The sequence below is a fragment of the Actinomyces bouchesdurhonensis genome (genome assembly GCF_900128465.1).
Taxonomy (GTDB): Bacteria; Actinomycetota; Actinomycetes; order Actinomycetales; family Actinomycetaceae; genus Pauljensenia; species Pauljensenia bouchesdurhonensis.
Genome location: NZ_LT635862.1, coordinates 130,234 through 143,673 on the forward strand (window position 1 = coordinate 130,234; position 13,440 = coordinate 143,673).

Below are 13,440 nucleotides of genomic sequence, written 5' to 3' on the forward strand. Positions count from 1 at the left end.
CCCGCTAGACTGGTGTTACATCTCTTTCTACTGTCAGGAGCACCCATGAGTGATATCCCCGTGATCGACCCGACGATGACCCCCGCGTGGGACAAGCTCGACCAGCTGGCCGACAATTTTGAACCGGATCTACGCAAGATGTTCGCGGATGATCCGGAGCGTACGAAGACCTTCACGTTCCAGGCCGCCGACCTGCATGTCGACCTGTCGAAGAACCTCGTGTGCCCGACCCTGGTGGGTCACCTCCTTGCGCTCGCCGAGCAGACGGGGGTCCTGGATCTGCGCGACCGCATGTTTGCGGGCGAGCACATTAACGTCACTGAGGACCGCGCTGTCCTGCATACCGCGCTGCGCCGCCCCGTGACCGACTCCCTGACGGTCGACGGCAAGGACGCGGTCGCCGACGTGCATGCTGTGCTGGACAAGATTTACGCTTTCGCTCGCCGCGTCCGTTCTGGCGAGTGGGTGGGCATCACCGGTAAGCCCGTTAAGACGGTCGTCAACGTCGGCATCGGCGGCTCCGACCTGGGTCCCGTCATGGCGTACGAGGCCCTCAAGTCCTACGTGCAGGAGGGCTTGGAGTGCCGCTTTATCTCTAACATTGATCCCACCGACGCGGGCGAGACCACGAAGGACCTGGACCCCGAGACGACCCTCGTGATCGTGGCGTCCAAGACGTTCACGACGCTCGAGACCATCACGAATGCGAAGGTTGTGCGCGCGTGGCTGCTCGATGGTCTGCGTGAGCGCGGCATCGTCACTGACGAGGCCTCGGAGAAGGAGGCGATCGCTAAGCACTTCGTCGCCGTGTCCACAGCCCTGGATAAGGTCGCTGACTTTGGCATCGACCCGGGTAACGCCTTCGGCTTCTGGAGCTGGGTGGGTGGCCGCTACTCCGTGGATTCCGCCGTGGGTACCTCCCTGGCCGTCGCGATTGGCCCCGAGGGCTTCGCTGACTTCCTCGCAGGCTTCCACGCGATGGACCGCCATTTCGTCGAGACGGAGCCCGAGAAGAACGTGCCCCTGCTCATGGGCCTTCTCAACGTGTGGTACTCGAACTTCCTGGGCGCCGACACGCACGCTGTCCTGCCCTACTCTCAGTACCTGCATCGCTTCCCCGCGTACCTGCAGCAGCTGACCATGGAGTCCAACGGCAAGTCCGTGCGCCGCGACGGCAGCCCCGTCACCTATGAGACCGGCGAGGTCTTCTGGGGTGAGCCGGGCACCAACGGCCAGCACGCCTTCTACCAGCTGATCCACCAGGGCACCCGCATGGTCCCCGCCGACTTCATCGCGTTTGCGAACCCGACGTGGGCGCTGGGCGACGGCGACGCCGACATGCACGAGCTGTTCCTGTCGAACTTCTTCGCCCAGACCAAGGCCCTGGCCTTCGGTAAGACCAGCGAGGAGGTGCGCGCCGAGGGCACGCCCGAGGCCATCGTCTCCGCCCGCGTGTTCACCGGCAACCGTCCTACGACGTCGATTATGGCCCCTGCCTTGACCCCGTCGGTCCTGGGCCAGCTGATCGCCCTGTACGAGCACATCACCTTCGTCGAGGGTGCCGTGTGGGGCATTGATTCCTTCGACCAGTGGGGTGTTGAGCTGGGCAAGGTCCTGGCCAAGCAGATCCTCCCCGCCATCGAGGGTTCGTCCGAGGCTCTGGACGCGCAGGATCAGTCGACCCGCGCTCTCATCGAGTACTACCGCGCGAATCGCACGAAGTAATCGCTTCTGATCACCGGGGGTCGCGCCGAGGGGCGCGGCCCCCACCGCGTGTCTTCAGTATTGAGACGGGGAGTCGCCTAGGCCATGTGTTGTTCGCAGACTTATTCAATTGGCGACGTAGCCAATCCGTCACGGGTATACCGGACATTCCGTTGTTCCGATCGGAGTAGAAGTGAGCCTCGCGCACCTGGCGGTTTGTTGCTGCAGCCTCGTCGATCTGTTGCCACTCGTCGTCGGTGAGTGAGTCGAGCGTGGCAAGGGCGTAAACTATATCCCGCGTCTGTCGGTAGGTACTAGAATCGGCGAGAGCGCGGATGAACGTGGCTCTCGCCTCTTCGCGTGTCTTCTCCTGTGCGGCAAGCCAGGTGCCTATCTCCCTAGCGGTTTCCGCTTGGCTCGAAGGATCGGGGACGTCGAGCTCCTGCTTGTCCATCAGAAAACCCACGGAGTGCTCCTTACTGTCGTAGCACATCCAGAGGACCGGTATGCCGTGTCCTATCGCCCAGCCGATTTCCTGTTGACACCATGGGCTCTCTGTGTATCCCCGTGAGGCGATACAGAGAAGAGCGGAACTCGCCTCAAGATGCTCGAGGATCGTCTGCGCCCAAACCGCGCCTGGACGAATTGAACGGCTGGCCATGATCGCGTTGATCCCCAGGATCGCAAGCTCCTCGCGGAGCGCTGATGCGTATTCTTTGCCTTTTTCATCCTCGCGATAGCTCAGAAATACTTGCATGTGTTCTCCTGTTAGCTGTCGGTTGAGTGCTGAACTGGCAACGAAGCGAGGCCCTTTGCAGCCAAGGCACCGAGCTCGGAGGCGCGCTGTGTTGTCGCGAGGCATCGGAGGTCGTCGCCATTCAGGCCGGTGCGCGTGGGATCAAATAGCCGCTTGATTTCATCGATTGCATCCCGATAGGCAACACACTGGTTGATCTCTGCCAGCGCTTCATCTGGGACAGGAAGATCCCGTCCGAGACCAAGCTCGCGTGCTAACAACGCAGCGGCTCCGCCGAATCCACCCGCGATGAACAGCGGCTGACCTTTCCGGAGCGTATACAACGCCTCTTCGACGATTCCGGGGAAGTCGCCGATGTATCCGTTTGGAATGTCCGTTGACTGCCGCCGTGTCTTTCCTCCGATCAGCAGGCGCGCGTCGCAGTACTGGGGGAGAGCCTGCCTAATGTGGTGTAGAGCGCGGGCAGTCTCGTTCGAGTCGCCTTGCCACGGCTGAAGGTCGTCAAAGTCCTCGATTTTTTGGCCGTTTTCATCGAGAACGAGGATGGACGCGTACCCGGAGAAGTGGTTAGCGGCTTCGTTGAGTCGTTTGATTGATTCAGAGGTGTTCAGGACGACATAAGGGACCGCCAAACTGAACATGTCCCCGGGGTGTATGTCGTGCTGTTCGGGGTCGCCCGATAGGTGTGTATAGGCTTCGACTGATGCGGTGTAGCTGGACACCGTGTCCATGATCGCCGTGGTCAGATCAGGAACGTGCGTGCCGGGAGCGCCTGCGTACAGGAGGCTGCCCCCGCCGATCAGCATCATTTGTGAAACTTCCGCAACAGCGCATTCAAGGTGTGTCGGACTCAGACCAATAGACGCCAGATCGTCGGCTAGTGCCATCGAGATCCCGAGGGTTTTTCCGGTAACCGGACGATCCTGCGAGAGAAGCGGAGTCGTCAACGTGGGTTCGTCTGCGCCAAGCACTCCGCCCGCGGCGAAGAAGGATCTCGGGGTCATCAGGTACACCTGTCCTTTCTCGTAACCCGCTTGGACACACAGGTCGACTAAGAAGTCTTGTTCGGCGGGGAGGAGTGGCGGGTCGGGGTGGATCAGCCACAGGTGTTTGTCATTGCCGTATGTCTGCCTGTGTTCCTGGATAAACTTCAGTAGCACGGTAGGTTCGGGCGCTGTAGGCGGCGCACAATCGAAGCCTGGGTGATTCTTGGATGTTGACTGTGTTGTATTCGCCTTCGCGAGGTTAGTGTGTGCGGGAATTTCCTGGCAACGCCACAATGCGAATTTGAGAGCTTCATCGACGAGGCGGTTCAGAGCAGCGACGATGGCTTCGTCTACGGGGTCCTCCGCCTGTGTTCCTTCTGGTGGTGCCCATCCCTCGGGGATCTGTGGACACGCGATTGTCGGGACGTGATCGAGCAGGAAGGACCCGCGTGGCTCTCCAGCGTTGAGTGCTGAGAGGCAGACGATGGGCATGCCAGCTTGTTTTGCCTCGAATACTTCCCGTTGGGTCCACTCGCGGCTTGAGTAGCTATCCGTGCGCACCATGAGGAGCGCACTCGTGCGGGCTCGTTCACGAATTGAGGAGTTCCACTCACTGTCCGCTTGGATGTCGTGTACGTCGAAAAAAGTAGCCAGCCGAGTCTGTTGTGCGATGGCCTTCACCTTGGCGATGACTCCCTGTGGGGTGTGGCCCGTGAGGTCATTGGCGGGGATGTCCCCACGGGCATGCGAGATGAATACTCGGAGGCGAGGGCTTTCTGATGAGGACAGCATTCCCGTCTGCTTCCACAGAAGGCGTTGGACGATGGCTTGCCCGACATCGCGAGTCAGTGCTCCGGGAGCGTATGCATTGTCGTGAAGGACCATGCCCTGCCGATTCGTGAGGGAGCTGATGACTCCGCCGGATGTATTGAGGCCCTTCGCGCCGATGATGGGCACTACGAGCAGATGGGGTGAGTGAGAGGCTAATGCGTCGTCGCGAACCTTGCACAGACTCCTCAGGTACGAAGCCCACTTGCTGTCGTTGTCGTGTGCCGCGCTGATCAAATGGCGCCCGATGACTGGAATGATGACCGTGAATGGAGAGGCGGTGTTGGCTGGCGTGCGCCGGTCAGAAATGTCTGTGTTGTCGATCCCATGACCGACTTGTCCGTCGCGCGTCGCAATGGGACAGGGTGCCTCGGTCTCGGGGGTTAGGGGTAAGGATCGAGAGAAAACCTCTATTGCGCTGCCGGCTAGACCAGAGAAGCGCTCAGAGTGGTAGTGCGTGACCAGCTCGTTGAATACCTCCTGACCGGCACGGTCGCAAGGATGCCAGACGACGTAAATGTCGAGAACTGTTGGGGAGGGGGCTGCGAGTTCTTGCGCTGAATCAGCGGCCTGTGTGTTGTCTGTCATACTGTCTCAGTCTAGGTGTGCAATGTTCGGTTGACAAGCTGCTGTAGGCCGTCATTCAGGGGCTATATCTTGTCCTGTCACTTGTTGACGTGTCGCGTCGGCGCAGTCTGCGCCGACAATGAGGAGACAAGCGCTGCTCCCCAGCGCTGGGAGGTACCGACGATGTGGACTCTTCCAATGATGAGTTATCCCGCGGCCAGAAAAGCCGCTCACTCGAGCGCCGTAGCTATGAGCGTGGATATGGAGGGTCTGGTTGATGCAGGTAGCACCCCGAATCCGAAAGCGGCAACGCCGAACATGGCTGCGAAGATAATGGGATTCTTCGCATTTTAGGGCGTGGGAAATGTTGGAGTGGGCAGAACGGAGGAGGTCGCGCAGGCGTTAGTTGTGGGGGTTGACAAGGCCTTTGGCGACACCGCGCAGGTGTCGAGGCGTCCGTTGAGGGCTTTGGTGAAGCAGGTGTCGCTTAGTGCTCGATGTGCTCGTGGCTCGTGTGCTCGGGGCACTCGAGCTGGAAGGTGGAGTGAGCGATGGGGAAGTGGTGGCACGCGCATTCGCCCAGCTGGTGGACGATGCGGTCGCGGTGGGGGCCGTCGGACTCGTGCGTGACGGTCACGTGCGCGGTGACGGTCACGAGGTGGGAGGAGACGGCTACCACGTGCAGGTCGTGCACGCCCAGCACGCCGTCGACGTCCATCATGTGCGTGCGCAGCTCACCGACGTCCACGCTGGCGGGCGCTTGCTCCATGAGGATTGCGACAGAGCGGCGCAGGAGCGTGAGAGCGCGTGGCGCCATGAGGATAGCAATCAAGAGGGATGCGACGGCGTCAGCGCGGCCCCACCCGAACGCCCACTCAGCGCCGGCCGCGACGATCACCGCGACGGAACCGAGTGCGTCGTTGGCGACCTCCAGGAAAGCGGCGCGCATGTTGAGGTTCGCGTCGCGCCCGCCCGCCAGAATCAGCAGGGAGACGGCGTTCGCAACGAGGCCGAGAACGCCGACAAGGAGCATAGGGCCAGCCTCGACCTCAGGCGGGGAGGCGAGGCGCCACGCCCCCTCCCACGCGACCATCACGCTGATAATGAGGAGCATGCCGGCCTGCAGGGCGGCGGCCAAGACCTCGGAGCGCGCCCACCCCCACGTGCGTTTGTCGTCGCGCGGGCGTCGCGTCAGGTGGGCAGCGACCAGCGCAATGACCAGGCCGGATGCGTCCACGACCATGTGGCCAGCGTCCGCCGCTAACGACAGGGATCCCGACCAGAAGGCGCCGATCAGCTCGGCGACGACGACCGCCCCCGTGACCGCGAGCGCCCAGGCCAGTCGTTTTGTTGACGCCGACGCATGAGAATGATCGTGCGAGTGGCCGCCCTGCCCGCCATCCGGGAAGCGCGCGTGATCGCGGGAGTGCGCCACGGCCTCGTCAATATGGGACGAGGCAGGGGCTGGTTGCCCCTTTACGACGCTGTCGGGCGGGAGCGAGGAATGCGTGTATGACATGCAATCACTCTACGACCTGGGTTCCCCGAAGGACAACAGCCCCGACCACGACCTCGTATGTCCTAGATCACGCGAGCGGTGGGTGCTGTTGGGACTGGATGCCCGGGTCGCACTGTGACGGACAACGTATCCTAGGATGCAGAGCGCGGGGATCCCCGCGACTGCACGGGCACACGCCCAAAGGACTGTAAAGGAGCGCCACTCATGGCAGAACCTCGTATCGTCACCGTCACTGGCGCAGCCGGCAACATCGGCTACGCCCTCCTGTTCCGCATTGCTTCCGGCCAGCTGTTCGGCCCGGACGTGCCTGTCAAGCTGAACCTGCTCGAGATCCCCCAGGCCGTCAAGGCCGCCGAGGGCACCGCCATGGAACTCGACGACTGTGCGTTCCCGACCCTGGCCGGCGTCGAGATTTTCGACGACGTGAACCGTGCGTTCCAGGGCACCAACGTCGCCTACCTGGTGGGCGCCATGCCGCGCCGTAAGGGCATGGAGCGCGCCGACCTGCTCGAGGCCAACGCCGGCATCTTCGGCCCCCAGGGCAAGGCCATCAACGACGGCGCCGCCGACGACGTGCGCGTCCTCGTCGTGGGCAACCCCGCGAACACTAACGCCACCATCGCCCAGAACCATGCGCCTGACGTCCCCGCTTCGCGCTTCACCGCGATGATGCGCCTCGACCACAACCGTGCGATCGCGCAGCTGGCTCACAAGACCGGTGCCGCGAACGCTGACATTAAGGACGTCGTCGTGTGGGGTAACCACTCGGCTGACCAGTACCCGGACGTTTCCTTCGCGAAGGTCGCCGGCAAGCCCGCGGCTGAGCTGGTGGACGAAGAGTGGCTCTCCAACTACTACCGTCCCACCGTCGCCAAGCGTGGCGCCGCCATCATCGAGGCGCGCGGCGCTTCCTCTGCCGCCTCTGCCGCGAACGCCGCGATCGACCACATGTACTCCTGGATCCACGGCACCCCCGCGGGTGAGTGGGTCACCGCCGGTGTCATGTCCGACGGCACCCATTACGGTGTCCCCGCCGGCCTGAACTTCGGCTTCCCGGTCACCTCCGACGGTGGCGAATGGCAGGTCGTCGACGGCCTCGAGATTTCCGATGCGACCCGCGCCGGAATCGACCATAACATCAAGGCCCTGCAGGAAGAGTACGACGCCGTCAAGGCGCTCGGCTTCATCAAGTGAGGCGACCGCCCCCGTGGCGGTTGGTGGGATTGGGTGCGCGCCCGGCTGTGGCCGGGCGCGCACCCGCATGTATGGGGGTGTGGTGCGCTGTGGCGTGGCCGTGCTCTGGCGCTTTCCGTTGGCTGTTGTGCGCGGAGGTGGCGTGTTCCTGGCGTGGGGGGAGCCTCGGCAATGACGCATGCGGCGCAGGATAGCTGTGTGGGCGTCTGGTCTGTGCGCGTGAAACGTGTGTCGCCGATAGTGGGGGCTTGTGAAACATCTGTGAAACTAACGTGTGTGGGCGTGGGCATCTGACGTGGCGCATGGGTGGGGCAGGCTGGCCTACGACTCAAGAGTGCGCCCTTGGGCGTGGATGCTCGTCCTGTCGAATGAAGCGCGGGTCTGAATGGGGCAACGACGAAGGCGCTGCACTAGTTGGGGAGCATTACACCACCTCCGAACTGGTGTAATACCCCGCTCAGTGGTGTAACGCCACTGAGAAACAAGCGCCATTGAGGTCTGGTGCTCACCGCGCTTCGGTGAGGAGCGCTGTAACCGGCCTATGGCCGGTGGCATGGTGCGTAGTATCGGACCTGTTGGTGGGGGCGGAGCTGCCCCTGACGTGTATCCGCGCTGTCGCTTGTTGCGATCGGGTCGTGCGCCCCATCAGTGGGCATTGCACCCGCTCTGATCGGGTGCAACGCTTCCCATCGGCTGCAGTCTTGAAAATTTCGCACGTAATTCGATTGAGACTGCTTCAATATTTGAAATCAGAACGTTGAAATTCCGCGCTTTCTGGGGTCTCGTAAATTTGTCGTGTCGGGGAATTACGTGCGAGCTTGTTGGGTAAGTGCGTAAGGGTGAGCGCCTAGCGTGTTGTGGAGCTAGCCGGGGTGCTGCCGGCTAGTGGCTCATTGGGTCGGTCGTAGGCGACGCGCTGCCTGCCGTTGGCTACCGTGATCGTGCCGCACTCGCGGAATCCGAATGACTCGAGCGCGCGCCGCATCGGCGTGTTGTCCTCGTGGGTGTCGCAACGCAGATAGTCCGCATGCTCCGCTGCAAAGCTGAAAATTGCCCGAGCGACGCCGTGTCCGCGTACCGCGGCCACGCGGTGAATCACGTGGTAGTCGGCGTCGGAATGCCAAGCGCCATCGATCGACGCGTAGGTCTCGTCTGGCCCGGGAGCGAAAGAGAAGACGGCGAGGGGCCCCTCGTCGTCGGACACAAGGAAGCAGTGTTCGCATGCGATGTCTTCCTCAGCGTCAATCCGGCCCGGGTATCCGCCGGGCCACTGAGTCGCATTCCCATTCGCCTGCATGAACGCGCGGGCATGCTCATACACCCCCTCGATAAACTCGAAGTCGTCAGGAGAAGCAATTTGAATCTGCATGTCGCAATTATAGGAGGGTCGGTAGTGCGTTATTGACCATGCCCGAGGTCTCTATCCGGCCGACGTAGCCTATGTATTCTGTCGCGCCGACGTGCTGTATCTTCGCGCTCATGTTTGAGAGGGGAATCGTGTTCTACTGTCTGAAGTTTTGATGTCGAGGTATTTTGACTAGAATAACTATTCTAGACCGCAGTCATATATATTGCATATATGCGCTATTCGCCTGTTGCTTCAGGGTGAAATGGGATGCTCTCTCAAAGTGTCATTAATTGTGTCGAACTCCAGGTTGAATATTGTGTTGATGTTATGTTTGTTTCCTAAATTGCCGGCTCTTCATAGTTGAGTGTGGGTGGAGGCGTCTAGGCCTCCTGCGATGAGGAGCATTCGGAGTTGGTCGTTGGTGGGGTTGCGGTAGCCTCTGGCGGTGCGTCTGCCCAGCTCGATAATGTCCGTTGATGGCTTCTGTTGGCCCGTTGCTGGCTCCGCCGGTGTCGAAGTAGGCGTCGAGTGCGTCCTTCCACTTGCGTAGGGTCCGCCCCTNCGATCATGGACGGGCGTCAAGTCCAAGATGACGGTGACGTATTTGTCGCCGTATGGGGTGTGGCGCCACGCGTGTTCATCCACGCCAATGACGCGCACGCCCTCACACCGGGTCGGGTCGTTGATCAGTGAGCGCTCTGCTTCGGCCAGGACAGCAGTGTTAGCGGCTCTTCCAGGACACGCCCAGGGCCTGAGCGACGCGCGCCACCGTCACATGATGAACGACCAGCCCCGCCAGCGCCCAGCGCGCCGCCGCACGTGAGAGCTTCGCGCGCGGATCGGCCGCTTGACTCATATCCTGACGCCACACGTGAGAACACCCCTGGCACCGGTAGCGGCGCACGCTCACGTGCACAATCGTGGGACGCCACCCGTAAGGCTCGTGCGCGGGGCGCCTGATCACCATGTCACGAGCCACGCCCTGGCACCCGCAGCGTCGGCACCACCGGTCCTCACCAGTAATATGGAACGCCAACACTGCATGGTCTGCCTCAATGCGCTGGCCCGTCACCTCCAACCCCAGGTCATCCAGGCGTGTGAACGCGCTCAGGTCAGGGCGATCAAAAGTAGTATTGGGCATGTCGAGGTCTTTCGGATGGACGGTGTGGGAATCCCCATCATCGAAAGACCTCGACCCCTACCCGGCCACGACACGCCCAACCCCACCCAACACCCCTACACCCTCAAATGCGAAAAGCACGGCGGTGTCAATGGGTGGTAGCAATGAGTTCGTTGAATGCTTCTGTTGGGGTGCGGTAGCCGAGGGGGGGCTCTGGGGCAGTTGTTCAGTTCGTAGGCGATGGCGTCGAGGTAGGGTTGGTGGCTGGTGATGGCGATCCCCTCGCACGCGAAACGATGTTTTCAGTCGTTGCATGGGGACTTGCTCGCGGTGAGGCGCGTTCGGCTCTTTGCGTTAGTGTCTATCGTTGTTTACCGGCTCTTCATAATTGAGGGTGTAGTTGGGGTCTGAATCCTCCGGTTTCGAGGAGGCAGCGGGTGATGTAGTGGGTGAGGTTTCGGAATCCGAGGGCAGAGCCGCGTAAGTGTTCGAGGCGGCCGTTGATGGCTTCGGTGGGGCCATTGCTGGTGTGGGAGTGGTCGAAGTAGGCCAGGATGTCCCCGGCTCGACGTTTGAGTGTCCTGCCCAGTGTGATGATCTCTGTGAGGGAGCGTGGCACGTCCGCGTCGCTGAGACGGTCTATTTCGGCTTGCATCAGGGCCTTACCTGCACTCGTGTCGGGCGCCCGGTAGGCGTCGATAATGTTCTGGTAGACGCTCCAGGTGACCTCGAGGGCGACGTGCTCGTCGCCGGAAAACAGGTCGAGTATCTGGTACTGCTGGCCTAGGGTGAGTAGGCAGGATCTGGTGTGGAGCATACGGCGGGCCTTGTACAGGGGATCTGTGGCGCGCCCGCGCCGATGGTGAAGTTCTTGCTGGATGCGTCTGCGGCATTCATCGAGAGCATCTCCGGCCAGGTGCACGACGTGGAAGGGGTCCATGACCGCCCTTGCGCCGGGGAGTTCTTCGGCGGCAGCGCTCTTGAACCCGGTGAATCCATCCATCGCGACAATCTCAATGCGCTCGCGCCACGTGGCAGGCTGGGAGGCCAGCCAGGTTTTGAAGACCTGCTTGGAGCGGCCCGGGACCATATCCAACAGCCGGGAGGGACCGCTGCGATCATGGACGGGCGTCAAGTCCAAGATGACGGTGACGTATTTGTCGCCGTATGGGGTGTGGCGCCACACGTGTTCATCCACGCCAATGACGCGCACGCCTTCGAACCGGGTCGGGTCGTTGATCAGAGAGCGCTCTCCTTCGGCCAGGACAGCAGTGTTAGCGGTATTCCAGGACACGCCCAAGGCCTGGGCAACGCGCGCCACCGTCAAATGGTGGACGACCAGCCCAGTGAGCGCCCAGCGCACCGCCGCCCGTGAGAGCTTCGCGCGCGGATCGGCCGCTTGGCTCATGTCTTGGCGCCACACGTGAGCACACGTCTCGCACCGGTAGCGGCGCACGCTCACATGCAAAATCGTGGGACGCCACCCGCAGGGCTCATGCGCCAAGCGCCTGATCACCGTGTCACGCGCCTCGCCCTGGCACCCGCAGCGTCGACACCACCGGTCCTCACCAGTAATACGGCACGCCAACACTGCATGGTCTGGCCAAATGCGCTGGCCCGTCACTTCCAGGCCCAGGTCATCCAGGCGCGTGAACGCGCTCAGGTCGGGGCGATCAAAGATAGTATTGGGCATGTCGAGGTCTTTCAGATGGACGGTGTCGGAACCCCCATCATCGGAAGACCTCGACCCCTACCCGGCCACGACACGCCCAACCCCGCCAACAACACCTACACCCTCAATTATGAAGAGCCTGTTTAATTTCGCTGATGTTGTCGTTCGTCAACCAGTGGTGCTCGCCGTCATGATCTGCGCCGGTCAGCGTGTTGTTGTGGAAATTGGCGCGCGCCCTTTGGTGGATTTTTCCATCGCTTCTAATGACGACTACCTCCTCGTAGGGGCGCTCGCGAACTTCATTGCGGACGACCGATATGCACACCTCATTCCAGGCGGTGTGCGGCTCATTTCTAGGGTTGCTGTACTGGATCGACGTTGTACCCTCGATGATGTTTTCTTCGATGGTGATCTCGGATTTCGACGGTTTGAGGCTCACGTTAAGTGAACTGATCTGGCAGTGTGAGACTGTGATCGCGGATGCGCCCGCCGGGCGACTGGTATTCGCGGACGATGCGTCGTTCTCGTCGGGGAGAAGGTAGCGGATGTCGAGGCTAATGGCCTCGTGAGTGTTCTCATCCGCAGGTGTAAACGCCCCAGATTGGAGCCTGCAGTGGTGGAATCGGATGACTGTGTCCTCTGCGCCTGGAGGTGCGTAGTGAATACTGAAAAAACAGTCCGCAGAGGTGAACATGACGTTCTTAAATGTCCCGTCGCTTATCGTCTCGGGTAGCCGCGAGGTCCCAATGATCGTCTTATTGTCGTCGCCGCCTTCAACAAGGATTTTCTTAAAAGTTGCCTTTCTCCAATGTATTCTGTTGATTGTCGAATTGTGAATTGTAAATGACTCATCAAAGGTAGACCCGTCTAAGTCTAAGGTTGCATTCGTGGAGAGGTCACTGATTCTGATCTCGCTGAGGAAGGTGATGTCCTTCAGGTTAATTCTTTTGTTGGACCAGTCGGCGCGCTCCGGTTCGGGATCGTCGGGACTGACCTCCCGTGGATTCTGAATCCGTTCGAGGATCGTCTGAATGATTGCTCGTTGAAGGTCGGCGTGCTCCCGCCTGCTCGTCTGTGATGGTCCGTTCAGTCCTTCGCGGCGTGCCTGGGTGCATAGAATGCTGATGATGTGGTCCTGCAGTTGGTGCTTTTCACCTGTGGGTATGTGCTGATTGTGCTCTGCTCTGTCCGCTAGTTCTGCCAATAGTGTGATCGCGCCCAGCCGTTGTCCAGGGTTGTCCGACTCGAGGAGCTGATAGGCGTGCTCCCTACGCTTCCAGTACTCTTCTCGTTCCTCTGTCGCGTGTGCCTGTTGGGCCTGGGCGGCGTTGTCGTGACTGCGCTGCTGCCAGGCGGCCAGGCCGAAGCCAACGCCGGCGGCGGTGGCGCACAGCTGCATCGCTTGAACGGACGGCCAATGAAAGTGCCATTCCCACCAGAAAGCACACAAGGTCGTGCCGACGAAAAGGAATCCGGCGATGAGGATGGGGGTCCACCAGTGCATGAGGCATTGCGGCATGGTTGTCAGGCGTGCGTCGTTGGGTGTTTTGTCCGTGGCGGCTTTGTTACCTGATTCGGGGGCGCCCCTGTACTCATCGATGGCGCGGACCATGGTGGCTCCTGTGTTCTTGGGTCTACTGCCTCGCATCGTAGCACCTTGTCCGCGTTGGAAAATCCAGCGAATTAAGGCAGAGGTTCAGCGTTGTTCGACAACTGGACCCGTGTGGAGTGAAGTTGAGAAGCGG

At 61.2% G+C, this 13,440-nt stretch carries 8 protein-coding genes and 3 pseudogenes; 2 read left to right on the forward strand and 9 right to left on the reverse strand.

Annotated elements, in window-relative coordinates:
- The first annotated feature begins 45 nt into the window (after positions 1–45).
- The gene (pgi, locus tag BQ7477_RS00625) at positions 46–1,725 is read left to right on the forward strand and encodes a glucose-6-phosphate isomerase (protein WP_073982420.1); all 1,680 of its coding nucleotides are present in this window, start codon (positions 46–48) and stop codon (positions 1,723–1,725) included.
- A 10-nt stretch (positions 1,726–1,735) separates the two neighbouring features.
- Here pgi and BQ7477_RS00630 read toward each other — a convergent pair whose 3' ends face one another.
- From BQ7477_RS00630 to BQ7477_RS00640, 3 genes are all read right to left on the reverse strand, one after another.
- The gene (locus BQ7477_RS00630; protein WP_073982421.1) at positions 1,736–2,461 is read right to left on the reverse strand and encodes a toll/interleukin-1 receptor domain-containing protein; all 726 of its coding nucleotides are present in this window, start codon (positions 2,459–2,461) and stop codon (positions 1,736–1,738) included.
- A gap of 11 nt (positions 2,462–2,472) precedes the next feature.
- Positions 2,473–4,863, reverse strand: coding sequence for a hypothetical protein (locus BQ7477_RS00635; protein WP_073982422.1), 2,391 nt, complete (start codon positions 4,861–4,863; stop codon positions 2,473–2,475).
- 466 nt (positions 4,864–5,329) lie between these two features.
- A complete protein-coding gene (locus tag BQ7477_RS00640) occupies positions 5,330–6,361 on the reverse strand; it encodes a cation diffusion facilitator family transporter (protein ID WP_073982423.1) in 1,032 nt (343 codons plus the stop codon).
- A gap of 204 nt (positions 6,362–6,565) precedes the next feature.
- On the opposite strand from BQ7477_RS00640, the gene BQ7477_RS00645 reads away from it, so the two are divergent.
- A complete protein-coding gene (locus BQ7477_RS00645) occupies positions 6,566–7,555 on the forward strand; it encodes a malate dehydrogenase (protein ID WP_073982424.1) in 990 nt (329 codons plus the stop codon).
- Between the two features lie 847 nt (positions 7,556–8,402).
- Here the strand turns inward: BQ7477_RS00645 and BQ7477_RS00650 are convergent.
- From BQ7477_RS00650 to BQ7477_RS00680, 6 genes and pseudogenes are all read right to left on the reverse strand, one after another.
- Positions 8,403–8,924, reverse strand: coding sequence for a GNAT family N-acetyltransferase (locus BQ7477_RS00650; RefSeq protein WP_073982425.1), 522 nt, complete (start codon positions 8,922–8,924; stop codon positions 8,403–8,405).
- Between the two features lie 333 nt (positions 8,925–9,257).
- A pseudogene (locus tag BQ7477_RS12890) lies at positions 9,258–9,462 on the reverse strand (transposase); the annotation flags it as partial.
- Positions 9,459–10,044 (reverse strand): annotated as a pseudogene (locus tag BQ7477_RS00660) (transposase); the annotation flags it as partial. The pseudogenes BQ7477_RS12890 and BQ7477_RS00660, both read right to left, overlap by 4 nt.
- 127 nt (positions 10,045–10,171) lie before the next feature.
- Positions 10,172–10,304: pseudogene (locus BQ7477_RS12895) on the reverse strand (IS30 family transposase); the annotation flags it as partial.
- Positions 10,305–10,405: 101 nt separating this feature from the next.
- Positions 10,406–11,716 carry an ISL3 family transposase gene (locus BQ7477_RS00670; protein WP_073982426.1) on the reverse strand — a complete coding sequence of 437 codons (1,311 nt, stop codon included), beginning with the start codon at positions 11,714–11,716 and terminating at the stop codon, positions 10,406–10,408.
- Positions 11,717–11,819: 103 nt separating this feature from the next.
- The gene (locus BQ7477_RS00680; protein ID WP_073982427.1) at positions 11,820–13,307 is read right to left on the reverse strand and encodes a hypothetical protein; all 1,488 of its coding nucleotides are present in this window, start codon (positions 13,305–13,307) and stop codon (positions 11,820–11,822) included.
- Positions 13,308–13,440: the final 133 nt, after the last annotated feature.